Genomic DNA, 25,152 nt, shown 5'->3' with positions numbered 1-25,152 from the left:
GCACCTGAAGTTTTCAGTTATCTTACCTTCTCAGCACAGCGTTACCTACTCGTCATACGCTGCATAAGCTTCTATGCTGAGGCTACATTAGCCAAGGAGAGCATAATGGCCATTCCACGAATTGTGATTGTTGGTGGCGGTGCAGGTGGACTTGCCCTCGCGACACGTCTTGGGCATACATTAGGCAAAAAGAAGCGCGCAGAAATCGTATTACTGGATCGTAACGTCACCCATGTGTGGAAGCCACTGTTACACGAACTCGCCACTGGGGTGCTGAACTCCAGTATGGATGAAGTGAGTTACCGCGGGCACTCATCGGCTCACTACTATCGATACCAGCGCGGTTCTTTAAACGGCTTGGACCGCGAGAAAAAAGTGATCCACTTGGCACCGATTCTGGATGAAGAGGGTGAAGAAGTGCTCCCCGCCAGGGAGATAACCTACGACTATCTGGTACTGGCCCTGGGCAGCGTATCAAACGATTTCGGTACCAAGGGGGTGGCTGAAAACTGCCATTTTATGGATTCTCCCCAGCAGGCCAAAGCGTTTCAGCGGGATATGATCAACACGTTTTTGCGCTACACCGACCCCAAATTGCGCCAGCACACCATACTCACTATTGGTATCGTGGGCGGCGGCGCAACCGGTGTAGAGCTATCTGCGGAGCTGTTGGATGCTACGCGCCTGCTCAATGCCTATGGCGTCACTGCCATTGATAATCAAAATATTAGTGTGCACTTGATAGAAGCCGCACCGCGCCTGCTACCTGGTCTATCAGAAAGAATCAGCCAGACTGTTCAGCAAGAGCTGGAGAATCTGGGGGTCAAAATCCATGTGAATACCGCTATTCAGGAGGCTCAGGAGTACCGGCTCGTCACCGAGGGTGGTGAAGTCATCGAAACTGACCTTAACGTTTGGGCAGCGGGCATAAAAGCGCCGCCTTTACTGGCAGAACTGGGCCTGACGGCGAACAAGAAAAACCAAATCAACGTCAAGCAAACCCTACAGAGCGTGGATGATCCGTATATTTTTGCTATAGGCGATTGCGCCAGCTGCCCTCAGGGGGAAGACGGTACAGTGCCTCCCCGTGCCCAGGCAGCGCATCAGCAGTCGAAAGTCCTGGCCAAAAACCTTACCAATCTGCTGGCAGGCAAACCGCTCCATACATTTAAATACCGCGACCACGGCTCGCTGGTATCCCTTGCCCGCTATGATGCAGTAGGAAACCTGATGCGCAGCTCCGCGTCTCGTGGCTTATTTTTGGAAGGCTGGCTGGCGCGACAAGCTTATGCATCGCTTTACCGTATGCATCAGCTCTCTATTCATGGTGCACCGAAAACGGGGCTGGCGTGGCTGGTCGATAAGCTAAACCGTTACCTAAAACCCCGTATGAAACTGCATTGAACAGGTAACTTAGCCGTTTCGCTTGGCCAGCTCGGTACGCAGTTGCTGGATGACAGTATCGTAACCGTAGGGGTCGTTAGTCTGGTGAGCATTGAAGATGGCAGAGCCAGCCACGAAGGTGTCAGCACCGGCGTCGGCAATTTCTGCAATGTTATCCACTTTCACCCCGCCATCAATTTCCAGGCGAATTGGGAGACCAGAAGCATCAATGCGTGCCCGCGCCTCACGCAGCTTGTCCAGCGTACCAGGGATGAACGACTGGCCACCAAAGCCAGGGTTAACGCTCATCAACAACACCATATCAATCTTATCCATCACGTAATCCAGGTATGAAAGTGGTGTCGCCGGGTTAAACACCAGCCCCGCTTTACAACCACCATCACGAATCAGTTGCAAAGAGCGATCGATGTGCTCAGACGCCTCGGGATGGAAGGTGATGTAGCTTGCCCCTGCCTCAATAAAGTCACTAATCATCCGGTCGACCGGCTTCACCATCAGATGCACATCAATGGGCGCCGTAACGCCATGCTGGCGCAATGCCTTGCATACCATCGGTCCGATGGTCAGGTTGGGCACATAATGATTATCCATAACGTCAAAGTGGACAATATCAGCACCAGCGGCCAATACATTGTCGACCTCCTCGCCAAGCCGCGCAAAGTTAGCGGAGAGAATCGAAGGGGCAATCAAAAAATCCTGCGCAGCGGTCATATCGCGATCCTTGGTTAACGAAAGGAGAGCCGCATATCTTACCAGAGCCACTCGTGAAGCCCTATCTCCACAGACCCGGCACAGCTTGTGAAGCCATACACACATATTCTTAAAAAGAATATAAAACACAATTGTAATTCCACAATTACAGGTATAACCTTAGTGCCATTGCGACCTGATCGCCTTCGGATTCAAGGAGCCTGCTATGCCTCTACCAACATGGTCTTTACCAACTTTGTTACGTACACGTTTCCGCCGCAGCCTGCTCGCCATCACACTGAGCTCAGCGGTTGCAGGCACAATGGCTTCCGGCACGGCCATGGCACAGGAGCGGGAACTGTTGAACTCCTCTTACGATATCGCTCGTGAACTATTCGCCGCGATTAACCCGGAGTTTCAGGCATGGTGGCAGGAAGAGCATGGCGAAGAAATTTCCATTAGCCAGTCACACGGTGGTTCGTCTGCTCAGGCACGCGCTATCCTGCAAGGCCTGCGTGCCGATGTGGTGACATTTAATCAGGTCACCGATGTCCAGGTACTCGCCGATGCAGGTCTGGTTAATGAAGATTGGCAGGAAGCACTTGAGAATAATGCGTCACCCTATTATTCCACTACGGCTTTTCTGGTACGCAAAGATAACCCCAAAGGCATTGAAAGCTGGGATGATCTGGTAAAAGAAGACGTTAGTATTGTTTTCCCTAATCCAAAAACCTCTGGCAATGCTCGCTACACCTATCTAGCGGCATGGGGGTTTGCCGAAGATGAGTTTGACGGTGACGACGAGCAGGTACAGGACTTCATGCGTACCTTCCTGCGCAACGTGGCGGTATTTGATACCGGCGGCCGGGGTGCCACTACCAGCTTTATCGAACGCGGCATCGGCGATGTGCTGATCAGCTTTGAGTCTGAGGTTAATAACATTCGCAGTGAGTACGGCAGCGACGACTATGAAGTTATCGTGCCACCGATGAGCGTACTGGCCGAGTTCCCTGTCGCTGTTGTTGCCCAGAATGCCGAGCGTAACGGAAACATCGACCTGGCCCAAAGCTACTTGGAATACCTGTATAGCGAGGAGGCACAACGGCTGTTGGCCAGCTTCAACTACCGGGTCCACAACGAGACGGTAGTTGAGGAATTTGCAGATCAGTTCCCGGAAACTGAGCTGTTCAAGGTTGAGGATGTTTTCGGTAGCTGGGAAGAAGCAATGGAAACACACTTTGAAGGCGGTGCCCTACTTGATCAACTGCAACGTCGTTAACGGAAACCCATGCGCCAACTAGCAATATGGCGGCCCGGCAGCACACGAGTGCTGCCGGGCTTTGGCCTATCTATGGGTATCAGCGTGCTGTTTATCTCGCTGGTACTACTACTACCGATCACCGGATTATTTGGTCAGCTGGCGGGGCTGAGTCTTGCCCAATACTGGGCCATTATCAGCGAAGGCCGCGTGGTCGCCAGCTATATGGTCACCATAGGCGCTGCTGCGGTTGCTGCCGTAGTGAACGCAGTGTTCGGGTTACTGATGGCCTGGGTACTGGTGCGCTATGAGTTTCCGGGTAAACGTCTGCTGGATGCACTCATGGACCTTCCCTTCGCACTGCCAACGGCAGTGGCAGGCATTACTCTGGCGACGCTGTATGCTGGCAGCGGCTGGATGGGTGGCCTGTTGGAGCCACTGGGTTTCCAGGTCGCTTACACCTGGGTGGGTATTGCGCTAGCCATGGCGTTTACCAGCATTCCCTTTGTGGTGCGTACCGTACAACCTGTACTGGAAGACCTGCCAGCAGAAGTGGACGAAGCCGCTATGTCCCTGGGCGCCACTGATGGCGTGGCCTTTCGCCGCGTCATCATGCCTCATCTGTGGCCTGCGCTGGTCACGGGGACCGGGCTTGCCTTCGTTCGTTCGCTGGGCGAATTCGGCGCGATTATTTTTATCGCCGGCAATATGCCCTATGAGACTGAAATCACAGCATTGATGATTTTCGTCAAGCTGCAGGAGTACGACTACGCCGGCGCCTCTGCCGTTGCATCGGTTGTGCTATTCGTATCCCTTACCCTGCTGCTGCTGATCAATATCTGGCAGGGTCGCTTTGTACGCCGATTGCATGGAGGAAAAGGTTAATGCGCAGAATTGGTGATGCGCCCCATGTTCGGCGTTTATTAATCAGCGCAGCACTTTTGCTCTCGGCGCTCTTTTTGCTGCTGCCTTTAATCGCTATCTTTGCTCAGGCGTTTTCCCAGGGCGTTGCGGTATTCTGGTCTAACGTTAGTAACCACTTTACCCTGCACGCCATCGGTTTGACGTTAATGATCGCACTCCTGACCATCCCGGTATGCCTGGTATTTGGCGTCGCGCTGGCATGGCTGGTGACCCGGTTCAGCTTTCCCGGACGGCGTGTGCTGCAAACACTGATTGATATTCCATTTGCTGTTTCACCGGTGGTAGCAGGCCTTATTTACTTACTGCTATACGGGCGTAACGGCTGGATTGGCAGTTGGCTCGACACCCATGACATTCAGTTAATGTTTGCCTGGCCGGGCATTTTAATGGTCACCATCTTCGTCACCTGTCCTTTTGTGGCACGGGAACTCATCCCACTGATGCAGGCCCAGGGCTCACGTGAAGAAGAAGCGGCCGTTACCCTGGGGGCATCCGGCTGGACCACCTTTTGGCGCGTTACATTGCCTAACATTCGCTGGGCACTGCTATATGGCATTATCCTTACCAATGCACGCGCAGTAGGTGAATTTGGCGCGGTATCGGTGGTTTCAGGCGCTATCCGTGGGCAAACCAATACACTGCCCCTGCACCTTGAGCAACTCTACCAGGACTACAACGCCGTGGGGGCATTTGCCAGCGCCGCACTACTGGCTTTAATTGCCCTGTTATCTCTTGCGGCCAAGGCAGGCCTGGAATGGCGCGCGTCGCGCCGGGAGGCATTTTAATGAGTATTCGCCTGCAAAATATTGCCAAGCACTTTAGCAGTACCCAGGCACTTGAGCCGATTAACCTGGATATTCACGAAGGCGAACTGGTGGGCTTGCTTGGCCCTTCAGGTTCGGGGAAAACCACCTTACTCAGGATTATTGCTGGCCTGGAGAGTGCAGACCGCTCTCCACAGGCGGGTAAAATCCTGTTTGGCGACCGCGACGTCACCAACGTACACGTGCGTGACCGTCGTATCGGCTTTGTTTTTCAGCACTACGCGCTATTCCGCCATATGAGCGTGTACGACAATGTGGCATTCGGCCTTACCGTCATGCCGAAAAAGCGCCGCCCCTCCAGTGGCGAGATTCGCGCGCGGGTATTTAGATTGCTGGAAATGGTACAACTACAGCATCTGGCCAACCGCTTACCTGCACAGCTTTCTGGCGGGCAGCAGCAGCGTGTATCGCTCGCCCGCGCGCTAGCGGTTGAACCAGATGTGTTGTTGCTGGATGAACCGTTCGGGGCGCTGGATGCCAAAGTGCGCCAGGACTTGCGCCGCTGGCTGCGCCGCCTGCACGACGAGCTTAACTTCACCAGCGTCTTCGTTACCCACGACCAGGAAGAGGCCCTTGAGCTTTCTGACCGCGTGGTGGTAATGAGCAATGGCCGGATTGAGCAAATCGACACTCCTGACACACTCTACCGCTCACCGAAAAACCGTTTTGTGTTTGAATTCCTGGGGGATGTTAATCACCTTGAAGGCAAAGTGCACAACGGTGTGCTCACCTGCGGCGATGCTCATCTTAACGTCGATCTTCCCAATGGCGACGAAGAGTTGTTGCTACGTCCCCATGAAATCAGGCTGACAGAACAACCCAGTGCCGAGAGCCATTTACCGGTTACGATCACCGCTATTTCACCCGTGGGAGCGGAGGTACGCGTCGAGCTGGAAGCAGACTGGCTGGTCAAGCCCTGGCTGGCAACGGTACGCCATGCAGACTTTGAGCGTTTGGAGATGAGCCGGGGACAGCGCCTCTTTGCCCACCCACGCCACTGGCACCGTTTTAAGGAGGACACTAAAGCGCCAGCGAAGCAAGGTCGCGCAGCATAAAGGCTGGCGCCTTACCCATCGGCGCACTGGACGCTATACTAATGCCAGAGCAGTCATACAAATTAAACCAGCGTGTTGTCGAAACACGTATTTTTGCATAATGTCGCTTCGCGCTCTAAAAAAGCCATTGCCTTTGACCATGCGACTATAGTGGAGAATCATATGCGTCGGCGTCATTTTTTACGCCTGTCTGGAGCGCTGCTGGCTGGCGTTTTGTTAGCAGGCTGTGCAAGCCCTCAATACCTTCAGCTTAGCCCCGAACGCAGTGCCAGTGTGCCTCAAACCGGCTCAGGGCAACAGGTCACCGTGGTCGCTGTAGATGCCAGGGAGAGCGAAGTCATCGGTACGCGTTCCGGCGGCAGTATGTCAACGGCACAGATCACCGTTAACAGCCACGAACTGATTCCGAGATTACAGGAAGAAGCTGAGCGCGCCGTACGCGAAATGGGCTTTAATCCAACCCGTGAAGCTGCCCAGGGTCGTCCTTCGTTAAAACTTGAGCTAGCCAGCCTGAACTATGCACGGGGTGATAGCGGCCAACCATTAGTGGATGAAGCACGTATTGAAGGGGTGTTTCGGGCCATCGCACAGAATAAAGGCACCACCTATACGGGTACTTACACCTCACGCCGCACCCAGGGCTATGCTATTAAGCCAGGGGAAGACGCCAATACCCGTATGCTGAACGACCTGTTAAGCGATGGATTGAACCGTGCATTCAGCGACCCGGAGCTGGGCCAACTGCTCGCTCGATAAATCATCAATCGGTCATTTGGCAGCGCGGGCTTGCTATATGCGTGGCCCGCGCCGCTCCAGCGCCCAAACGCTTTCATGCCGCTCCCGTTCATCTGGCTCCCCGTTCTCCAGTAGCTCAACTCGAAAATTCGGCGTTAATAGACGTTCAATTTCACTGTCAGAAACACTAAAAGGAGGCCCCGTATCCCCTCCGTCATGGGTTAGGCTTACCAACAGACCACGCGCTCCTGGCGGTACTAACTGTGCCAGATGGAACACATAGCGCTCCCGGGTAGCCAGAGGGAGCGCTATCAGCGAGGCACGGTCATAAAACGCGCCAACCTCTGCCGCTTGCTGAATGTGTAAATGGAAGAAATCACCGCACCATAATTCAACATTGCCCTGGCGGGACACATCAAAGCCTGCCTGGGTATAGCGGGAAACACCACCACTTCGCTGGGCCAAAAACTGCTCGATCGCTTCTGGCGCCAGCTCAATACCCAGCACTGGATGCCCTTGTTCAGCCAACCAGCGCATATCCAGGCTTTTGCCGCATAAAGGCACCAGCACTTTGGCGCCCGGAGTCACACCTAACGCTGGCCAGTAATGGGCCAACGCAGGGTGCGTCTCAGACAGGTGAAAGCCAATACGCCCCTCTTGCCAGCGCTGACGCCAGGGGTTTTCCATCATCGCCACCTCTCACGTTAAACGCGGTTAAAACCAACGGTCGCGCTTTTTACGACGACGCGGCAGGTGCGGGACAATCAAGCCAACCAATAGGCCGGCGCCAGCCACACCACCGCCATACATGAAGTAGCGCATGAGCAGATCCTCTTCCTGGGTGTCCAGGCGAGCTTGCAGCGCACGAACCTGCTGCCGTGATTGCTCTGCCTCGCTATCCAGCTCCCGGTTGCGTGCTTCCAACTCGGCAATCCGCTGCTCACGAACCTCCAGGGTTTCTCTCATGGAGCTAACCCGCTGCTCCCAGGTAGCGTTGATGCCATCGAGCTCTTCCGTCAGTTCGCCCACCTGGGACTCCAACACCGGTAACTGTTCACGGGCACTGGGGGTTTGCTGCAATTCATTGCTCAGCACCCATACCGTGTCGCCGCTATTGCTGCGTACACGGGTATAGTTACCACTGGTTTCGAGCACTTCCACCTGCTCACCGGCATTCAACGTTCCAACAATGCGATAACCATCGGTGGGACCGCTGCGCACATAGGTGCTCAACTCATCGCTTACCCAGGCTTGGCTATCGGATTGAGCGAATGCTGATGTACCACTGACACCAAGCAAAACACCAAGGGCGGCGGCGTAACAACTCGAACGAAGTTTTTCTACTTGCATAACGTCATGTCCTGATCGTAAAAACGTGCGTTGGCCGACGAAGCCATCCGCACGTATCGCTTAACGCGTTGCGCTTGTCTTAGGCGCTTACCCTTCTCCGCGGGGAGGCAACGGAAAGGGACGAGGAAACTCCGCAACACGGGTATCGCTTTTCACCGCCTTTAAAGGGCCTTCGCGCTCTACCTCATCAATACGCACAATGGCATTAAGCGGCAGGTAACTGCGCTTGACTCCTTCAAAGGTACGCTGCAGTTTTTCCGCTCCTGGATCAACCACTACCCGTGAGGCATCGTCAAAGACAAACTCCTCGACTTCAATAAAGCCCCAGAGTTCGCTTTGAAAGATCTCTCTTACATATAAATCCCAAATTTCACCCTGCTGGTGAACCACCACACGGTAGATCGGCTTGGCCGCCATCTTGGCCTATTCCTCTTGCCATTTGAAGGTAACGTTTATGCGCCTAGCCTATCATAATTCCAGGTTACCCCTTTACCAGACATCATCGAAAGTGGCGAATTCCCTCCTCCTTCCTTTCAGAAGGCCCTAATTAGCCGATGGCAGGCCCGGTCGTGTATGGTGAAGTGAGTGGTAAGGCAATTCTATTCACTCACTCATAGGAGTCCCCATCATGCAAAAGGATCCCAATAAGGGCTATATTGCCCTATTAGGTTGGAGCCTCAATGCGATCGAAGCGGCGGAAAGTTTTGACCGGCGCTACATCGTGGTTGCACCCGATTGGGCAGAAGAGTATTGCCAGCAGCACAATATCCCTTATGTGCCTTGGAACTTTGAGCGTCTTAACGATCGCTCCATGGAAATTGCGGAGACACTTAAAGACAAAGGTGTGGACGTAGCTATCCCCCTGTTTGAAGAAACCGTGGAGTGGGCTGGAGCAATTAACTCTGTGCTGCTGGACAATCCACGCCTCTATGGCCAATCACTTCTGCTGCGTGATAAGGCACTGATGAAGCGTCGTGCGCAGTTGGGCGGTATCCGGGTAGGTATTTTTGAAGAAGCCCACGATAAAGAGGACGTTATCCGCTTTCTGAAGCGCGTTAACCAAACGCTGCTCAAGCTGGATGGTGACCCCAATGACCCTATTCACTTGAAAGCGTTTGATAAAGCGGGCTGCCTGGGCCACCGGGTAATCCGCACACCGGATGAAGTTGATACCATTCCGGAAGAAGAGTTTCCGGTATTGATGGAATCTCACCTTGATGGCTGGGAATTTGCCGTCGAAGCGTGGATTTATGATGGCAAAATAGCCTTCCTCAACATCTCTGAATACGTAACGCTCGGCTATTCGGTCTTCGTACCCGCCTCGCCAGAGCTTGAGAAGTATCGTGCGCAAATTACTACTCAGATCGAAAAGCTGATCAAGGCATTTGATATTGAGTTTGGCCTCATACACCCAGAGTACTTTGTCACCAGCGATGGCGAAATGTACTTCGGCGAAGTAGCCTACCGCCCGCCCGGCTTTAAAGTGTTTGAATTACTTGAGCGGGTTTATGGCTTCAATGCCTATCAAGCCTCTATGCTGGTGTTTGACCCCAAAAGCACCCAAGAGGAAGTGGCCGCATTCTTCCCGCAAGAGATTGTCGATGCCGACGGCTTCGCGGGCTGCTTTGGTGTCTACCCACGCCGGCGGGTGGTCAGCCGTCTGGAGATCCCCGAGGAAACCGAGGATCATCCCTATTTTGAATCCCATGAATTAACACCGCCCGTTGAAGAAACGGTCACCAAACGCACCGCGTTTGGTACCCACTGGGGCTTGGTCTACTTTAAAGGCGAGGATGCGCATACGATTCGCGATCTGCTTAAACGCCAAGAAGACCTCGACTTCTATGTATAATCCCCGCTTCGGCTGGGAATAAGGAGTCTACGTGACGATCAATCAAGAGGCATCTTCCACTGGAGATGGCAAGCTCAACGGATTGCTGAGCAAATTTGATGATGCGGTACGCCTGCTTTCGCAGGCGCCAGCCTTTTCCAAACCGGCAAAACTGCCCCGCGTAATGGATACCGCGCGCCGAATCTTGATGCAGGAGGGCGGCTGTGCCGCCCTTGAAACACGCGCGGCTGATTATGAAGCGGCGGGGGTATTTGCTGGTTCGGATTGGGAAACACCGCAATACCTTGTCCCCACACTCACTACCTTGTCGCTGAAAAGCGCCGATGCCAATGTGGTAGTGATTGAGGCCTTAAGCGAATTACGGCTGCTGGCGGTTGCCAAAGGCGAATATATTCACGCGCTGGTTTCCCAGGAGCATGCTCACCACTACCTGACCCAGGTAATGGCGATTAACCTCTGGCTGCTGTTTAATGCGCCCAGCGAAGCCGAGCGCGAAACCCAGGGGCGCCTGGCGGGTATTTCCCGCCAGCTGTTTCAGCACCTGGCCGAGCGTATTGGCTATGAGCATGTGATTGATCAGTTGATTGATGAAATCTGGCGGATACTGAAGCAGCGCCCGATCCAGGTAGATGCCATTAAACAGATGATCACCCAGATTGCACTCTGCCAGGCGAATCCTGAGCTTGATTTAGGGGCCAGCGGTCACGGTGCCGACCGGTTGGTTAGCTCGCTTTATGGGCCTACCCAGGCCTGTCGTGAAGACCCGGGTATCGATGTTTATCGTACCCGCCTTGAGCATATGGATAGCACCATGCTTCAGGCGGAGTCCACGGGCTTTGCCCGTGCCATGCACGACACGGGCCTGGTATCTCCCTACCACGCGGTTCTGCTGCGATATTTGCTGGAAGAAGGGGACCACCTGCTAACAGAAGCGCTGGGACTCTCTTCCACTGGCCGCGACTGCCTGCTTTGTTATCGCGAACTGGTACATGCCCTGATTCGCAGTGGTGTTTATCCGGCGACCGCCCAGGCTGTGTACGGCTTGGCCCTGCTACTCGAACGGGGAATCCTTTACCAGCCCCCCGTTGCCCCCGCCATGTGGCGCCAGCTTAACCTGCAGCTATCGGAGTGGTCTGAAGCACGGCTAACCCTCGCCTATGGGGATATCGCCTCACCACGGGCACGTTTGATTGAAGGGGTGCTATGCATGCTAGGGTTACCATTGGGGGTGGGACAGGGCAATAACCCCACCTGCCAATCAGCCAGGGCACTTTCCATGTGGGCCTACAACGACCCCGACTACCTGCTACAGATGGTCACCTGGGCTGCCAGGGATAACGAAATCATCATGCACTTCGAAGGCCAGCCGATCTCCTCAATGGAGAGTGCTTCTGGCGTTGCCACTGAGCTACCAATGGATCTGGACCCTGTTTCGCTTATCGTGGTACCGCACCTGGACCGTATTTATGCGGAAATGGGCAGGCGCTGTATTGGCCGCGAAGGCGACCCCCACCGCTGGGTTAATCCAGAGTTTCATGGCTGGTGGTCTGGCAGGGGCTTTAGCATCAATGTTGACGTTGCGACGGGGAAACTGAGCGGTGTTGATCACTTTGTGCGCCACTTCTACGCCAGTTACCATCCTTACTACAATGGCAATCAGCCACTCATCCATCCGCAGCCGGCAGGTATTGCGGTGACGAATAGCGCCGCCCAGTTTATTGGCTGGCATGCCATTACCATTTTACGTGCCTCGCTGGACCCATCTGACGTGATGCGCATCTACTTTTACAACCCCAATAACGATAGCGGACAGGACTGGGGCGATGGTGTAAAAGTAAGCACCTCGGGCAACGGGGAACGTTTCGGCGAAGCTTCCCTCCCCTTCGACCAATTTACCTCCCGGTTGTATATTTATCACTACGACCCGCTGGAAAGAGGTGAACTCGCTACGGTCACGGATGATGAGTTAGAGAGCGTGGAAGGCTACCTTCACCGCAGCTGGGGGGCGACACGATTGCCAGCGACCGAACTTCAGGCAAGCCAAGGGCCACACTAGCTGATGCCATTGACACCACAGCGGCCTGACGACTAAATCCTTCACATATGACGCAGATGATACGACTTGATCAATTGCTGGTCCGCCAAGGGCTGGCCAATTCGCGTACCCGTGCCCAGCGGCTTATCCGCAATGGACGCGTGCGTCTGCAGGATGGTACCCCCCTTGTTAAGCCTTCCGAGAAATGGTCAACCGATACCTTGTTACAGATTGAAGAAGACCCCGAAGAGCGTTATGCCTCCCGAGCCGGTTTAAAGCTGGAGGGGGTACTTAACGCATTAGCCATACGCCTGGATGGCCGGTGCCTGTTAGATATAGGCCAATCAACCGGCGGTTTTACCGACTGCGCGCTGCGCTTTGGTGCACACCATGTGGTGGGCGTCGAAGTGGGCCATGGTCAACTAGCCAGCACGTTGCGCATCGACCCACGCGTAACATGCCTGGAAGGGTTGAACGCACGCCATATGAGTACTGCCCCTGCGCTTCAGCAAGTGCTGGCAAAGCATCCCATTGACATGGCCGTTATGGATGTATCATTTATTTCGCAAACGCTGATTTTGCCGGAAATTGCTGCGCTACTGCCTCAGGGCGGCCTGCTTCTTTCACTGGTAAAACCGCAATTTGAGCTTGAACCGGGCGCCTTGGATAAGCGAGGTATCGTGCGTGATCCGCGCTACTATGCAGAAGTGGAACAAAAAATCCGCACTGCCTGTGAACTCAGTGAGTTTACCATCAGCCATTGGCAGGAGAGCCCGATTACCGGCAGCGACGGTAATCGGGAGTTTTTGCTACTGGCGGCTAAACGTTAACCCACCAACCCTTTAACTAAGATTGGCGGGTGGCAGCCGCCTGGCAGACTGCACCTTGACGGCATCTCCGTCATCGGGATGCAACCATACATCCATCTGTTCAAATGCCACCCGTACACCCGCTTCACGGAACAACTCATCCACCCGGCAGTTCACTTCATCTGCCGCAAATAACCGGTCAAGCAGATCATTCACGAAAATACGCAGCTCAAAATTCAGGCTGTGCTGCCCATAGCTTAAGCAGAATACCTGGGGTTCGGGGTCAGTCAGTACCCGCTCGTTTTCATCTGCCGCCTGACGCAATAACTGATGCACTTTCACCAAATCGGACCCGTGGGCTACGCCGTAGGTAAGCACTACACGGGTAACGTTATCTGACAGTGACCAGTTAATCAGTTGATCGGTAACAAAGGTTTTATTGGGAATAATGATCTCTTTACGGTCAAAGTCAGTCACCGTTGTAGCCCGAATGCGTATCCGGCTGACCGTACCATGCAAATTACCGAGCGTAATGGTGTCTCCAATCCGAATCGGCCGCTCAAACAAAATAATCAGGCCGGAAATAAAGTTGGCGAAAATCTCCTGCAGGCCAAAACCCAAGCCCACACTGAGCGCCGCCACTAACCACTGCAACTTATCCCATGATACGCCAAGTGTGGCCAGTGCCATCACGACCCCCGTACCCACAATAGTGTACGAGAGTAACGAACTAATGGCATAGGCACTGCCCTGCTTGAGCGCCAAACGCGATAACACCATTACTTCCAGCAAACCCGGCAGGTTGCGGGCCATAATAAAGGTGATAGCAATTACCAGCAGTGCGGTGAAGACATCGGAAATTGATAGTATATTGCCAACCAAATCGCCATCTTCAGCATTCCACAACGAGACCTGATCCAAATAACCCAGCACTGTGAGCAGGTCAGCCCACACCAGATACAACAACGCACTGAAGCCAATGAGCAATATCAGCTTGGAGAGACGCAATGACTGAGTGTTGATCTTTTCCATATCCAGCGGCGGCTCTTCAACCACCTCCAACCCACCTTCAGCGCCTTCCTGAACCTGTGCCCGACGCCGGGCCAAGGCACGGCGATAAGCCAGCCTTCGGGCAGCAACCGCCAGACTACGTACCACCGTCGCTTCAACGACAACCCATAACCCAAGCAGGTAGAGAGTAATCGCAAAGCGTCCTACCAGGCGCAGGGCCGTATACTCATAACCCAACGTCACCAGACCAAGTAATACCAGTGGTACAGACGCCATGGTGAGACCCAACACCAGGCGAAACAGCCGCACACCGAAAAATGGTACATGGGATAAAATTAATTTTGCCAGCCACCAGCTCATCGCCAGTAGCCCGGCTGAAAATAGCCCTATCGCCACAGGGCGCATCGCTAACGGTGTTTCCATTTGGCCAGACATCGCGGCAATAGCGACCACGGGTACCAGCGCTATTCCCAGCCCCCCCAGCAACTGGCGTAGCTTGGCGTTATAGCCTGGCGACCACGTAAAGTGGCGCTCTGCCACACCATCAGGCACCAGTAGACGACGCCCCCAAGCCACCACTCCCCAGCTAAGGCCCAGCTGTAGCAGTGCTGGCGCCACACTCGTGGCAAGCGTACCTTCCGATGCCTGCAACCCTACCCCCATACCCGCCAAAGCGAGTGGGCCCGGTATTGCCAGCAAGGCATTTAGCAGTACCGCCTTTGGCGTGTGCAGTTGGGTGTCACTCTTCAGGCGCCCGATTTGAGAATGAATCAACGCCAAGCGTGCTTTGATCCGACGGCGCAACCCAACCAAAAGCAGACTGGTGAGCACCACTGGTGCCCCAATCAGCATTTGCCAGGAAAGCCCCTGCCAATGAGTGGGCAGAATGGCGCGCCACTCCCCCTCACTCCACTCCAAGTGCAGATTATTTGGCAACTGACGCAGCCAGTTAAAATCCAGCGGACGACTGTTCGCCACCCAGAACAGCTGCTCATCAATGGTGGCACGTAAGCTACGCGTCGTGGTTAACAACTGCTGCTGATTGAGCTGTAACTCAATGGCAGCACTTAATAAGCTACCGTACGACTGCTCCAGCTGCTCCACCAATTCACGGCGGGACTGATACAGGCGTGAGAGGGAGTCAACCAGCCCTGGAGTCACCTCCACACCGGCTTCCTGTAAGCGCTGGGTAGCTAAACGCTCCCCTTGACGCAGTTGATCCCGCTGGCGGATCAAATCAAACTGTTTCAGGCGCAGGTCAGCGATTTCATCCTGCAAATCCCGACGGGGGGCTATGGATGGTAACGACTGACGCTGCTCCCGCAAAATGCGGGACAGCAGTTGACTGCCTCGAATAGCATCAAGCTGCTCGTTCAAACTTCGCTGGAGTTGACGCACCTGATCCAGCTGCCGCTGGGCTTCGATGTTTTCACGTACAATACTGTTAGCGCGGTCCGTGGCACGTAAAAGCTCCAGGCTTAACTCTTGGTTGGCCTGCTGGGCGCGCAACACAACGGGGTGCCCTTCGGCAATTAGCGGGTCATCTCTAGCAGCGTCGGCAATGGCCTGTTCAGATTGTAGACGCCGCTGGCGATCAATGACGCCTTGAAGCAGGTTAAGTTGCTGCTCCTGGTGATCAATTTTCAGCGCCAGCAGATCACGACGTTGCTGTGCGAGTTCACGCAACCGGCTATTAGCGCCTAACTCTCGTTGATTAAGGCTAACCTCTCGATCCGCCACTGCACGCTCCAGGCGCAACTGGATCAACCGTGCATCACTGAGGGCAGAAAGCTGCCGACCTGCCAGCAATGCCTCGCGCTCATCGTGGTCACGACGCAGCCCTTCGGCCCGCTGCAGTGCATCGGAGATCGCTTGTTGAGCACGCTCAGGCAAGGTTTGCGTGGCCAGGAGCTGTGAATTTACGTCAGCCAACTGACTCTGAAGCTGTTGCAGCTCCACGACCGCATTGGCCTGCTGGGCTTCCAGCGCCTCCAGAGGCATATCGCTTAGGTTATCTACCGATAGCTGCTGACCTTCCTCCGCTACTTCGTTTAACTCACGCTCTAAACGCAGTAGTAACTCTGGAGCTTGCGCGATACGATCCTCAAGATTGCTTAGCCGTTCGTCGACAGTAGTTAATCTTTCATAGGCCTGTAGGGCAGCCTCCAGCGCCTCTTTGTCACGGGTTAGCGAAGTGCTCGGTTCGCCTTCCTGAGCCTCCAGCTCTACCAGGCGTTCGCTCAGCTGTTCCTTGGGTGGCACCCCTTCAAGGATACTGGCCAAAGCAACATTGGCGCAGACACTTAGGGTTAACGCTACTGCCCATGCGGCTTTTACTAGCACCTTTACGGCAAATCTCGCCACGTCTTTTATGCCTCATCGACACTGAAAACCCGATGTTTCGGGAGAGAGCGCCATTGTCAGGCCTTCTTTTCGCAAGCGCAATCCAGAGTAGTTGACTTACACTGGCAGCATGTATAGAAACGACGCTAATAACTGTCTCTTATTTATCTGCGAGCGACTTTGATGGTCACCCGAAAACTGCTTTATACAGGCTTGGTCGTACTGTTAGGCGCCCAAACGCTGACTAATAATGCACTAGCTGAGTCACGAGAGGATATTGAAGCACGTATTCGTGCTCTTGATGCCGAGCTATCTCAACTGCGCCAACAGTTGCAGCAAGCTGATGCGCTTGAAGGGGAGTCGCCTGACCTCGCCGTGGAGCTTTTACCCGAAGAGATAGCGCTGGAAGACCTCAGTGACCGCCGTCAACTGGAACAAGCGTCGTCTCGGAACCCCTTTGCCATTACCACCCACCGTGCCAACTACTTATTCCCGATTAGCTATAACCCTCACCAAAATGTTGAGAACTTTAACAATATCACCGAAGACAGCTCAGCCGACAGCAATGAAGTGAAGTTTCAATTCAGTGCCAAGTTCAACCTTGCTGAAAATCTATTTGGCGACGTTGGCGATCTGTATTTTGGCTATACCCAGCGTAGCTGGTGGCAAGCTTATAATACCGATGCTTCCTCCCCGTTTAGGGAGACCAATTACGAGCCCGAAATTTTTATCGATTTTGATAATGCCTGGCGCGCCCTGGGCTGGGTCAATACACGCAACCGCGTTTCCTTTAACCATCAGTCGAACGGTCGCTCTGATCCACTGTCACGCAGTTGGAACCGTGTTTACCTTGAAAGCACATTCCAGCGCGGTGATTGGGCACTTAGCCTGGCCCCTCACTGGCGGGTTCCTGAGTCCGATAATGACGACGACAACCCAGATATTGAGCGTTTTATGGGCTATGGCGACATACGGCTGGCCAGACGTTTAAGTAATAATCATGAAATTGAGGGACTGCTGCGTGGCAACCCCAGCGCGGGTAACTACGGCACCCAAATTGACTACAGCTGGCCCGCCTTCAACGGCCTGCGTGCACACGTGCAGTATTACTATGGTTACGGCGAGAGCATGATTGATTACGACAACCGCGTTCACAGGCTAAGTATTGGGTTTAGCTTAAATCCTTTATTCAGTGCTACCGGACTGAACCGATAATCTTCAAGGTTGTCTATATGTTGGTGGCTGCTATGCTAAGAACTGTCACACATTCATTCGTCAAAGGAAGACAAAATGGCTAAACGCAACTCTGATACATCTACACGCGCTGATCAGCTCAAAGAAGATCTACGCCATCTTAGTGAAACAGTTGAAGAGCTGGTAAACGCAACCTCAAAGGATGCCAGCGGCGAAATGCGGGATCTACGTGAGCGTGCCGAGCGTCGCCTGAAGGACACGCGGGCCCGTCTTGAGGCAAAAGGTGAGCGTTTGTATGACGAAACCCGTGAAACTCTTTCTCACCAGGTTGAGTGCTGCGACCGCTACGTACACGATAACCCCTGGACCAGTATTGGTATCGGTGCTGCTGCGGGCTTAATTGTTGGTATGCTGCTCGGACGCCGCTAATGGCTTTGGGGCCAACCCAACGCGTATTCTCTGCCGCCAAACGCTTGCTGAAATCACTGATTGCTAATGGTGAAACCCGCCTGCGTTTGGCGGTTTTGGAGCTCGAAGAGGAACGCGCACGTTTACTGACCCTGATACTATTGGCGGGGGCCAGCTTACTACTGCTACTGCTAGGGATTGCTACGTTAACTGCTTTGGTAGTAATACTATTTTGGGATACTTACCGCCTGACAGCCATTGGCGTCAGTGCTGGCGTTCTCATAGGTGCCAGCCTGTTACTGGCGTTGATTGCCATCCGTCAGGCTAAGCAACATACGCTGTTAAAAGAGACCTTAAAACAGCTAGCCGCTGATCGTGCGTTGCTGGAGACAAAGGACGATGACAACCCCCAAAGCCGCCGATAGACCATTGACCCGTGCCGAGCGTAAAGCTGCTTTGCTTGCTGACTTAGAGCAGCAGAGAATTGATATGCTTGTGGATAGCGACTATCTGCTACGTGTAACCGCCCCGCTGGATAACCATTGGCGCAGCCTTAAGCTGCCCCTCTATGCTATCGGCGGTGTGGTGGCTTTCCGTCTTATGCGTCGCCCTGGCGGTGTCATAGCAGCAGGCCGTAAAGCATTAGCAGGCTATATGCTGTTTCGTAAGTTTAAACTGCTTGCTAAAGCAACATCTTGATTGCAAATACCACCAATAGTGCCCGCTATACTGGGTCGCCTTAGGCTTTTACCCTAAGCGACCTAGTTACACATACAGCAGCCATTCGGCTAGCAGGACTGCCCACACGCCACGCCACTCGCCCACGCCCATTGAAAGTTGTACCCTCCCAACTCCCCGGTCACATCCAGCACTTCACCAATAAATCGGAGTTGTGGCAGATTCTTAACTTCAAATGTCTTTGAAGAAATTGCTTCGGTACTCACACCGCCCATGGTCACTTCAGCAGTTCTCCACCCTTCAGTTCCCGCAGGCTTCAATTGCCACCGATTAAGCCGCTCTGCCCAACGATCCAACGCAGCATTATTGTACTGGGCCAAAGGTTGAGATAGGTTGCTATCGGGATACCACTCCATCAACGACTGAGCAAAGCGTTTGGGAAAGCGCTCCCCCAACCAGGTTGAGAGCTGTCGCTTTGGCGTGACTATACGGGCGTCGCGTAGCGATTCAGCCACATCTTCATGGGGTAATAAGTCAATCTCAATGGAATTGCCCGGCTGCCATGTGCTGGAAATTTGCAGCATGGAAGGGCCGGACAGCCCCCGGTGGGTGAACAACATGGGTTCCACAAAGCGACGCTCATTACAGCTAACCGCTGTGGGCAAACTCACTCCCGAAAGTTCCGCAGCCCGGGCTTTCCAGGTATCACTTAAGGTAAAGGGTACCAAACCTGGCCGTGTGGGCAGTACCTCCAGGCCAAACTGGCGGGCAACCTCATACCCAAAGCCTGTGGCTCCCATGGTTGGGATAGACAGCCCCCCCGTCGCTACTACAACCACCCCTGCATCAATAGTGCCCAAGGACGTTGCCAAACGCATACTCTCCCCCACACGCTCAACCCGGGAAAGCTGGGTACCAAGCCTTATTTCTACGCCCGCCCACTCACATTCAGTTAATAATACACGTAAGATCTCTTTGGCAGAGGAGGCACAAAATAGCTGGCCCGGCATCTTTTCTACGTACTCAACACCATGCCGTTCAACCAAAGATACAAAATGTTCTGGCCGATAACGTTTTAATGCAGAAATACAAAAATAAGGATTTTCAGAGTAAAAATGCTGAGGAGTTGTGCCAAGGTTGGTAAAGTTGCAACGACCACCGCCTGACATAAGAATTTTCTTGCCTGCTTTGTTGGCATGATCAAGTATCAGCACACGACGTCCGGCATAGCCTGCCTGAGCCGCACACATTAACCCGGCAGCACCAGCGCCAATCACCACGACGTCGTAGACCATTAAAATGACTCCTGCATATTAAAGGCGAGCATTCTAACAGGTAAAAGGGAACAAATTGCTTTACATCAAAAATAGATCGTACAATTAAGGTACAAAATAATAAGGTCTTGGTATAAGCCATCCTACACAGCTTATAGAAGACAGTTCACAGCCCCAGGCGGGTACTTTTTCACGAACGCGATTCATTGCTCATAACGCTGAGATGCTCATGTACGTTGATAGACGCACGGTTGGTTTTTTCCTGGTTACGCTGCTCTGCTCCTCCACTGCCTTTGCCCAATCCTTACCTTCCGTGATCGGCAGTCATGCCGAAATCACCACATGGTCGGACCCTCTGGAAGCACTGGGTACACTTAGCGCTGATGAGAGTGTCACCCTTTCAGCGACGGTGACGGAAACCATCGCCGAGATCAATTTCCAGGATGGTGAGCAGGTGGAACGTGGGAGGTTGCTGATTCACCTGGAAGATGCTGAAGAACAGGCACAGCTACGAGCTGCCCAGGCGATCACCGACGAACGTCGCAATGCGTCCGGTCGAGCGTCTCAATTGCAGCAGCGTAACTTGGCAGCCCGCGCAGATGTTGAAGATACCCAGGCTCGCCTTCGCCAGGCTGAAGCCGATGTACAGGCGCAGGAAGCACGCCTTGCCAATTATCGTATACATGCACCGTTTAGCGGACGAGTGGGCTTTCGCAATGTCAGTGTAGGCACTCTGGTGACACCAGGTATGGAGCTGGTGACACTGGATAAACTGGATGTCATGAAGCTCGACTTCGGCGTTCCTGAGGTGTTTCTAGGTCGTTTATCCAAAGGGCTTTCACTCAGTGCCAAAACAGCAGCTTTTCCTGATGAAGTTTTCAGCGGCCAAATCGCCAGTATCGGCACACGTATTGATCCTGTCTCCAGAAGCGTCAGTGTACGCGCCGAACTTGATAATCCAGGCCTACGGCTTCGCCCTGGTATGCTGATGGAAGTTATTGTGCAACAGCGGGTACGCGACACGATCGTACTTCCTGAAGCAACGCTTGAGCCCAGTGGTGATCGCCATTATGTGATGGTGATCCATAAACAGGATGATGCCAAACGCCTTGAGCAGCGTGAAGTTGTCATTGGAGAACGCCGCCATGGCCAGGTGGAAATACTGGAAGGGGTCGACCCGGGAGACTTAGTGGTTGTGCACGGTTTACAGCTGGCCAGGGATGGGCAGGAGGTACGCTTACTGGGTGTGGCTGATAGCGAAACAGGCATCCGTGCGCTGCTGGAGGCTGACCGCTAATGCGTTTATCAGACATTTCGGTTCAGCGACCTGTCCTGGCCATGGTCATTTCAGCATTGATCATTGCTTTTGGCTTACTGGCGCTCAACCGGCTTCCCCTCCAGGAGTATCCTACCGTTGATCCCCCGGTGGTTAGTATTGATACCCGCTACCCTGGGGCATCTGCCAGCGTCGTGGAAACCCGTATCACCCAAGTGCTTGAAGATCGAATTGCGGGCATAGAGGGAATTGAATTAATCACCTCGCAAAGCGAGGATGGCCGTTCACGTATTGAAATCGAATTCTCACTCAACAGGGATATCGATTCAGCCGCCAACGATGTCCGTGACCGTATTTCCGGTGCACTGCGCAACCTGCCCGATGATGCCGACAACCCCGAGGTAACCAAAGCCGACAGTAGCGATGAAATCGTCGTGTGGCTGAGTCTGTCGGGTGCAGACTACTCCATCACAGAGCTCACTGATTACGCCAATCGTTTCTTGGTGGATAGCCTGTCGGTACAACCTGGCGTGGCCAGGGTACGCATAGGTGGCGGCCGGGACTATGCCATGCGGGTCTGGCTGGATCGCAATGCGATGGCCGCCCGGGGTCTCACGGTAGGCGACATTGAAGACGCGCTTCGCGCCGAAAATGTTGAGTTACCTGCGGGTTCCATTGAATCCGATGATCGACAGTTTATTGTTCGCCTGCCGCGCAGTTTTGCCACCGCAGATGACTTTAAACGCCTGGCCTTAAGCCAGGGCAGTCACGGCTATCTGGTGCGTTTAGCCGATGTCGCCAGAGTGGAGGTTGGTTCCGTCGAAGACCGCTCTGTGTTCAGAGCCAATGGCATTCCCATGGTCGGGCTGGGCATGATAATGCAGTCCACCGCGAATGTGATTGAGCTATCTGAAGCAGTGCAACAAGAGCTGGACAGGCTACAAGGCACACTGCCTGAAGGGATGTCACTTAGTCTCAATTACGATGCATCAGTTTTCGTATCGGGCGCTATTGATCAGGTGGTGATGACGCTATTTATCGCCATGGGACTGGTGGTGATGGTGATTTTCCTGTTTCTGGGCAACCTACGCACCACCCTTGTGCCTGCTGTGACGGTACCCATTGCCGTGATTGGCGCCTTTACTGCCCTGGCAGCGATGAATTTTTCGATCAACCTGCTCACCTTGCTGGCCCTGGTGCTGGCCATTGGGTTGATTGTCGATGATGCCATCGTGGTGCTCGAGAACATTAACCGACGCATGCACGATTACGGTGAAACGCCTTTGGTAGCAGCCTTTCGCGGCACGCGACAAATTGCTTTTGCCGTTATCGCGACCACGTTAGTGCTGGTCGCCGTCTTTGTGCCGCTGAGCATGCTGCAAGGCGATATCGGGCGGTTATTTTCAGAATTTGCGTTAACGATGGCAGCCGCAGTTGTCGTTTCAACCTTATTAGCACTTACCTTAACGCCCATGATGGCGTCAAAAATTCTCAAACCGGGTATGCACGATAGTCGCGTTGGCCAGGGTGTTCAGTGGTTGCTGAAGGGGACACAACGGCGCTACCAACGCGCACTGGAAGTGGTGCTCAGGTTCAAGTGGGTAGTCGTTGTACTATTTGGCTTATTGATCGCTGCCACGGCATGGCTGGCGTCCGCACTACCCAATGAATATACCCCTCAGGAAGACCGCGGTAACTTCATCGTACTGGTCAACGGCCCTGAAGGGGCCACCTTTGACTATATGATGGATTATATGGACGAAATCGAAGCGCGTTTAATGCCCTTTGTTGAAAGTGGCGAGCTTGAACGTGTGGTGGTCCGGGCGCCCCGTGGTTTTGGCAATATCGAAAACTTCAATAGCGGCTTTATTATCGTCAACATGGCGGATTGGGGCAGTCGCCGCAGCGCCTGGGAAATTATGGACGATGTTCGCCAAACGCTCAGCACGCTGCCGGGCGTACAGGCATTTCCTGTCATGCGCCAAGGGTTTGGCCAACGTACCCAAAAACCGGTGCAATTTGTGCTCGGCGGTGGCACCTATGAAGATCTGGCCCGCTGGCGCGATACCCTGGTTAATTATATACGCGAAGACAACCCGCGTTTGACTGCCGTGGAAAGCAACTATAACGAAACCCAGCCCCAATTGCGGATCGATATTAACTATGAGCGGGCAGCCGCCATGGGGGTTACCGTTACTGAAATAGGCAGGACGCTTGAAGTATTGCTTGGTGGGCGTAATGTCACCCGCTACGTGGACGAGGGTGAAGAGTATGATGTCATCCTTGAGGGCGATCGGGGACGTCAGAACAGCCCCCGGGCACTGGATAACATCCAGGTTCGCTCGGCACGCTCTGGAGAACTCATCCCACTCTCAAGTCTGGTAACATTGACCGACTTTGCTGGCGCCAGCACACTGAACCGCTTTGACAGGGTTCGGGCCATTACTATTGAAGCCAACCTGGCCGATGGTTACCCATTGGGTGAAGCATTGGCCTATCTGCAACAAACCGCGGATGAGATTCTGCCGGAAGAAGTGCAAACCAACGTGGCAGGCCCCTCACGTGACTTCCAGCAGGCTAGCGGCGCCACTATGTTCTTGCTGGTGCTGGGGGCGGTGGTTGTTTTCCTGGTGCTCGCTGCGCAATTCGAAAGCCTGATCCACCCATTTGTGATTATGCTGACTGTTCCCCTGGCGATGAGTGGTGCACTGCTCGCCCTACTTTTGAGCGGGCAGTCATTGAACATCTATAGCCAGGTGGGGCTGGTACTGTTAATCGGCCTTGCCGCCAAAAACGGTATTTTAATCGTTGAGTTCGCCAACCAACTGCGCGATGAGGGGCAGGCGTTTCGCTCCGCCCTGATTGAAGCCTCGGTCACACGCCTGCGGCCAATCCTTATGACGGCAGTAACCACGATGGCCGGGGCCATTCCATTAATTATATCAAGCGGGCCAGGAGCGGAGTCTCGTCTGGTGATAGGCACAGTGATTATGGCCGGTGTGGGAGCCGCGACTATTTTCACCCTGTTTGTAGTGCCAGTTGCTTACGACCTGCTGGCTCGCTACACAGGCTCACCGGGCGCTGTAAAACGTCAATTGGAAGATGAGATTGCAAGTGCGCCGATTGCGCCGCATGAACCTCTGCAGACACCTGAATGATAGCGACGCGACGTAACCGTTAAAACGAAATAAGGGCGCTCCTGCAGGAGCGCCCATTTCAGGCTAACGCTGTTTACCTGCCAGCCGCCAAGTGCCAGCTAACCGCGCAAGCTTATTGGCAATCACCAATACGCTCACCTTCAATCACCGTATTCATGGTCAGCTCACCCATGGGCGACTGGGTAAAAATGTCTACCGAGCCTTCAATCTGCTCGCCCATAAAGCGCATTTCGCCATCAATAGTGGCTTCACCGCCTTCAGCACGGCAGATCATGCTATAGGAAAGGCCATCGGCGTTCATATCCTGGTTGAGTAGCTCACAGCCCTCTTCCTCTTCAATAAAGCCAAACTCGGCTCCATCCAGCTCTTCCTGGGTAATACACTGGCGCTCAGTTTCCGTTTGATCCGGAATCTGCATATCGCCACTAATACTGGTCACGCTGACGAACTCCCACTCGCCAGGCGTTAAATTAGGCGTTTCTGCCTGGGCGACCATCGGGATGGCCAGTACGGCCGCTACTGCCATGTTACGTATCATCATCGCTACTCTCACTGCGTTGCTTAAGAAACCCGCCAATATCCTACCTGATTCATCAGGGCAATGCCCGATCAGGCGCCCCACTGCTACACTCAATCTTCAAATACCCACCTAAGGGGAACAATGATGCAAAATGAAGCACTAGTGAATCACAACTTTCATTGCCCCTATTGCGATACGCCGCTGACCTTTGTCATCGACACCTCCCAAGGAAGCCATTCCACCTGGGAGGATTGCCATCAGTGCTGTGCCCCCATCCAGCTACAGGTCACTGTTTCGCCCATTACCGGTGAACTGGACGACATTAGCACTGGCCGGGACGACGACGTACTGTAA

General features: G+C 53.8%; 23 protein-coding genes. 16 read left to right on the top strand and 7 right to left on the bottom strand.

Annotation, left to right across the window (positions count from 1 at the left end):
• Positions 1–105 precede the first annotated feature (105 nt).
• Positions 106–1,404 (top strand): NAD(P)/FAD-dependent oxidoreductase, encoded by a 1,299-nt coding sequence (locus HP566_RS10275; RefSeq protein WP_249977165.1) that lies wholly within the window; start codon positions 106–108, stop codon positions 1,402–1,404.
• A 9-nt stretch (positions 1,405–1,413) separates the two neighbouring features.
• On the opposite strand, the gene rpe is transcribed toward HP566_RS10275, so the two are convergent.
• The gene (gene rpe, locus HP566_RS10270; protein WP_249977164.1) at positions 1,414–2,115 is read right to left on the bottom strand and encodes a ribulose-phosphate 3-epimerase; all 702 of its coding nucleotides are present in this window, start codon (positions 2,113–2,115) and stop codon (positions 1,414–1,416) included.
• 205 nt (positions 2,116–2,320) lie between these two features.
• On the opposite strand from rpe, the gene cysP reads away from it, so the two are divergent.
• From cysP to HP566_RS10245, 5 genes are all read left to right on the top strand, one after another.
• A complete protein-coding gene (cysP, locus tag HP566_RS10265) occupies positions 2,321–3,373 on the top strand; it encodes a thiosulfate ABC transporter substrate-binding protein CysP (protein ID WP_284041405.1) in 1,053 nt (350 codons plus the stop codon).
• Positions 3,374–3,382: 9 nt separating this feature from the next.
• Positions 3,383–4,237, top strand: a complete 855-nt coding sequence (cysT, locus tag HP566_RS10260) for a sulfate ABC transporter permease subunit CysT (RefSeq protein ID WP_249977163.1) — start codon at positions 3,383–3,385, stop codon at positions 4,235–4,237.
• Complete coding sequence (cysW, locus tag HP566_RS10255) at positions 4,237–5,061, top strand: sulfate ABC transporter permease subunit CysW (protein ID WP_249977162.1); 825 nt, start codon at positions 4,237–4,239, stop codon at positions 5,059–5,061. The genes cysT and cysW overlap by 1 nt, the downstream gene beginning before the upstream one ends.
• Positions 5,061–6,155: a sulfate/molybdate ABC transporter ATP-binding protein gene (locus HP566_RS10250; RefSeq protein ID WP_249977161.1), complete on the top strand. Its 1,095-nt coding sequence runs from the start codon at positions 5,061–5,063 to the stop codon at positions 6,153–6,155. The genes cysW and HP566_RS10250 overlap by 1 nt, the downstream gene beginning before the upstream one ends.
• A 162-nt stretch (positions 6,156–6,317) precedes the next feature.
• On the top strand, positions 6,318–6,911 hold the full coding sequence (locus HP566_RS10245) for a YajG family lipoprotein (RefSeq protein WP_249977160.1): 594 nt from the start codon (positions 6,318–6,320) through the stop codon (positions 6,909–6,911).
• 33 nt (positions 6,912–6,944) lie between these two features.
• Here HP566_RS10245 and HP566_RS10240 read toward each other — a convergent pair whose 3' ends face one another.
• The 3 genes from HP566_RS10240 to HP566_RS10230 all read right to left on the bottom strand — a co-directional run bounded on the left by HP566_RS10240 (position 6,945) and on the right by HP566_RS10230 (position 8,657).
• Positions 6,945–7,577: a thiopurine S-methyltransferase gene (locus HP566_RS10240; protein ID WP_249977159.1), complete on the bottom strand. Its 633-nt coding sequence runs from the start codon at positions 7,575–7,577 to the stop codon at positions 6,945–6,947.
• A gap of 27 nt (positions 7,578–7,604) precedes the next feature.
• Positions 7,605–8,240 (bottom strand): TIGR04211 family SH3 domain-containing protein, encoded by a 636-nt coding sequence (locus tag HP566_RS10235; protein ID WP_249977158.1) that lies wholly within the window; start codon positions 8,238–8,240, stop codon positions 7,605–7,607.
• 87 nt (positions 8,241–8,327) lie between these two features.
• A complete protein-coding gene (locus HP566_RS10230) occupies positions 8,328–8,657 on the bottom strand; it encodes a DUF1820 family protein (RefSeq protein ID WP_249977157.1) in 330 nt (109 codons plus the stop codon).
• 211 nt (positions 8,658–8,868) lie between these two features.
• Between HP566_RS10230 and HP566_RS10225 the strand changes: the two genes are divergently transcribed.
• The 3 genes from HP566_RS10225 to HP566_RS10215 are packed head-to-tail and all read left to right on the top strand — an operon-like array spanning position 8,869 to position 12,957.
• Positions 8,869–10,092 (top strand): ATP-grasp domain-containing protein, encoded by a 1,224-nt coding sequence (locus HP566_RS10225; RefSeq protein ID WP_249977156.1) that lies wholly within the window; start codon positions 8,869–8,871, stop codon positions 10,090–10,092.
• Between the two features lie 31 nt (positions 10,093–10,123).
• Complete coding sequence (locus HP566_RS10220; RefSeq protein ID WP_249977155.1) at positions 10,124–12,148, top strand: hypothetical protein; 2,025 nt, start codon at positions 10,124–10,126, stop codon at positions 12,146–12,148.
• A 56-nt stretch (positions 12,149–12,204) separates the two neighbouring features.
• Positions 12,205–12,957: a TlyA family RNA methyltransferase gene (locus HP566_RS10215; protein ID WP_249977154.1), complete on the top strand. Its 753-nt coding sequence runs from the start codon at positions 12,205–12,207 to the stop codon at positions 12,955–12,957.
• Between the two features lie 12 nt (positions 12,958–12,969).
• Here HP566_RS10215 and mscK read toward each other — a convergent pair whose 3' ends face one another.
• Positions 12,970–16,311 carry a mechanosensitive channel MscK gene (mscK, locus tag HP566_RS10210; RefSeq protein WP_249977153.1) on the bottom strand — a complete coding sequence of 1,114 codons (3,342 nt, stop codon included), beginning with the start codon at positions 16,309–16,311 and terminating at the stop codon, positions 12,970–12,972.
• A gap of 162 nt (positions 16,312–16,473) precedes the next feature.
• On the opposite strand from mscK, the gene HP566_RS10205 reads away from it, so the two are divergent.
• The 4 genes from HP566_RS10205 to HP566_RS10190 all read left to right on the top strand — a co-directional run bounded on the left by HP566_RS10205 (position 16,474) and on the right by HP566_RS10190 (position 18,591).
• Complete coding sequence (locus tag HP566_RS10205; protein ID WP_249977152.1) at positions 16,474–17,505, top strand: phospholipase A; 1,032 nt, start codon at positions 16,474–16,476, stop codon at positions 17,503–17,505.
• A 75-nt stretch (positions 17,506–17,580) separates the two neighbouring features.
• A complete protein-coding gene (locus HP566_RS10200; protein WP_249977150.1) occupies positions 17,581–17,913 on the top strand; it encodes a DUF883 family protein in 333 nt (110 codons plus the stop codon).
• Positions 17,913–18,317, top strand: coding sequence for a phage holin family protein (locus tag HP566_RS10195; protein WP_249977149.1), 405 nt, complete (start codon positions 17,913–17,915; stop codon positions 18,315–18,317). Before HP566_RS10200 ends, HP566_RS10195 begins: the two co-directional genes overlap by 1 nt.
• Positions 18,292–18,591: a YqjK family protein gene (locus HP566_RS10190; RefSeq protein ID WP_249977148.1), complete on the top strand. Its 300-nt coding sequence runs from the start codon at positions 18,292–18,294 to the stop codon at positions 18,589–18,591. The genes HP566_RS10195 and HP566_RS10190 overlap by 26 nt, the downstream gene beginning before the upstream one ends.
• Before the next feature lie 89 nt (positions 18,592–18,680).
• On the opposite strand, the gene HP566_RS10185 is transcribed toward HP566_RS10190, so the two are convergent.
• Positions 18,681–19,865, bottom strand: a complete 1,185-nt coding sequence (locus HP566_RS10185; protein WP_249977147.1) for an NAD(P)/FAD-dependent oxidoreductase — start codon at positions 19,863–19,865, stop codon at positions 18,681–18,683.
• 208 nt (positions 19,866–20,073) lie between these two features.
• Between HP566_RS10185 and HP566_RS10180 the strand changes: the two genes are divergently transcribed.
• Positions 20,074–21,141 (top strand): efflux RND transporter periplasmic adaptor subunit, encoded by a 1,068-nt coding sequence (locus tag HP566_RS10180; RefSeq protein WP_249977146.1) that lies wholly within the window; start codon positions 20,074–20,076, stop codon positions 21,139–21,141.
• Positions 21,141–24,278, top strand: a complete 3,138-nt coding sequence (locus HP566_RS10175) for an efflux RND transporter permease subunit (protein WP_249977145.1) — start codon at positions 21,141–21,143, stop codon at positions 24,276–24,278. The genes HP566_RS10180 and HP566_RS10175 overlap by 1 nt, the downstream gene beginning before the upstream one ends.
• 112 nt (positions 24,279–24,390) lie before the next feature.
• Here HP566_RS10175 and HP566_RS10170 read toward each other — a convergent pair whose 3' ends face one another.
• Positions 24,391–24,819: a DUF3617 domain-containing protein gene (locus HP566_RS10170; RefSeq protein ID WP_249977144.1), complete on the bottom strand. Its 429-nt coding sequence runs from the start codon at positions 24,817–24,819 to the stop codon at positions 24,391–24,393.
• A gap of 123 nt (positions 24,820–24,942) precedes the next feature.
• Between HP566_RS10170 and HP566_RS10165 the strand changes: the two genes are divergently transcribed.
• A complete protein-coding gene (locus tag HP566_RS10165; protein WP_249977235.1) occupies positions 24,943–25,152 on the top strand; it encodes a CPXCG motif-containing cysteine-rich protein in 210 nt (69 codons plus the stop codon).

The sequence above is a fragment of the Vreelandella olivaria genome (assembly GCF_023507745.1).
Taxonomy (GTDB): Bacteria; Pseudomonadota; Gammaproteobacteria; order Pseudomonadales; family Halomonadaceae; genus Vreelandella; species Vreelandella olivaria_A.
The sequence above is the reverse complement of the archived record's forward strand: the minus strand, read 5'-3'. Positions and strand labels throughout refer to the sequence as shown.

Coding starts and splice junctions, on each gene's coding strand:
- HP566_RS10275 (WP_249977165.1), top strand. CDS start 106: ATGGCCATTCCACGAATTGTGATTGTTGGTGGCGGTGCAGGTGGACTT.
- HP566_RS10240 (WP_249977159.1), bottom strand. CDS start 7,577: ATGGAAAACCCCTGGCGTCAGCGCTGGCAAGAGGGGCGTATTGGCTTT.
- HP566_RS10230 (WP_249977157.1), bottom strand. CDS start 8,657: ATGGCGGCCAAGCCGATCTACCGTGTGGTGGTTCACCAGCAGGGTGAA.
- rpe (WP_249977164.1), bottom strand. CDS start 2,115: ATGACCGCTGCGCAGGATTTTTTGATTGCCCCTTCGATTCTCTCCGCT.
- HP566_RS10205 (WP_249977152.1), top strand. CDS start 16,474: ATGGTCACCCGAAAACTGCTTTATACAGGCTTGGTCGTACTGTTAGGC.
- HP566_RS10225 (WP_249977156.1), top strand. CDS start 8,869: ATGCAAAAGGATCCCAATAAGGGCTATATTGCCCTATTAGGTTGGAGC.
- cysW (WP_249977162.1), top strand. CDS start 4,237: ATGCGCAGAATTGGTGATGCGCCCCATGTTCGGCGTTTATTAATCAGC.
- HP566_RS10235 (WP_249977158.1), bottom strand. CDS start 8,240: ATGCAAGTAGAAAAACTTCGTTCGAGTTGTTACGCCGCCGCCCTTGGT.
- cysP (WP_284041405.1), top strand. CDS start 2,321: ATGCCTCTACCAACATGGTCTTTACCAACTTTGTTACGTACACGTTTC.
- HP566_RS10190 (WP_249977148.1), top strand. CDS start 18,292: ATGACAACCCCCAAAGCCGCCGATAGACCATTGACCCGTGCCGAGCGT.
- HP566_RS10170 (WP_249977144.1), bottom strand. CDS start 24,819: ATGATGATACGTAACATGGCAGTAGCGGCCGTACTGGCCATCCCGATG.
- HP566_RS10185 (WP_249977147.1), bottom strand. CDS start 19,865: ATGGTCTACGACGTCGTGGTGATTGGCGCTGGTGCTGCCGGGTTAATG.
- HP566_RS10175 (WP_249977145.1), top strand. CDS start 21,141: ATGCGTTTATCAGACATTTCGGTTCAGCGACCTGTCCTGGCCATGGTC.
- cysT (WP_249977163.1), top strand. CDS start 3,383: ATGCGCCAACTAGCAATATGGCGGCCCGGCAGCACACGAGTGCTGCCG.
- HP566_RS10215 (WP_249977154.1), top strand. CDS start 12,205: ATGATACGACTTGATCAATTGCTGGTCCGCCAAGGGCTGGCCAATTCG.
- HP566_RS10250 (WP_249977161.1), top strand. CDS start 5,061: ATGAGTATTCGCCTGCAAAATATTGCCAAGCACTTTAGCAGTACCCAG.
- HP566_RS10245 (WP_249977160.1), top strand. CDS start 6,318: ATGCGTCGGCGTCATTTTTTACGCCTGTCTGGAGCGCTGCTGGCTGGC.
- HP566_RS10200 (WP_249977150.1), top strand. CDS start 17,581: ATGGCTAAACGCAACTCTGATACATCTACACGCGCTGATCAGCTCAAA.
- HP566_RS10165 (WP_249977235.1), top strand. CDS start 24,943: ATGCAAAATGAAGCACTAGTGAATCACAACTTTCATTGCCCCTATTGC.
- HP566_RS10180 (WP_249977146.1), top strand. CDS start 20,074: ATGTACGTTGATAGACGCACGGTTGGTTTTTTCCTGGTTACGCTGCTC.
- HP566_RS10195 (WP_249977149.1), top strand. CDS start 17,913: ATGGCTTTGGGGCCAACCCAACGCGTATTCTCTGCCGCCAAACGCTTG.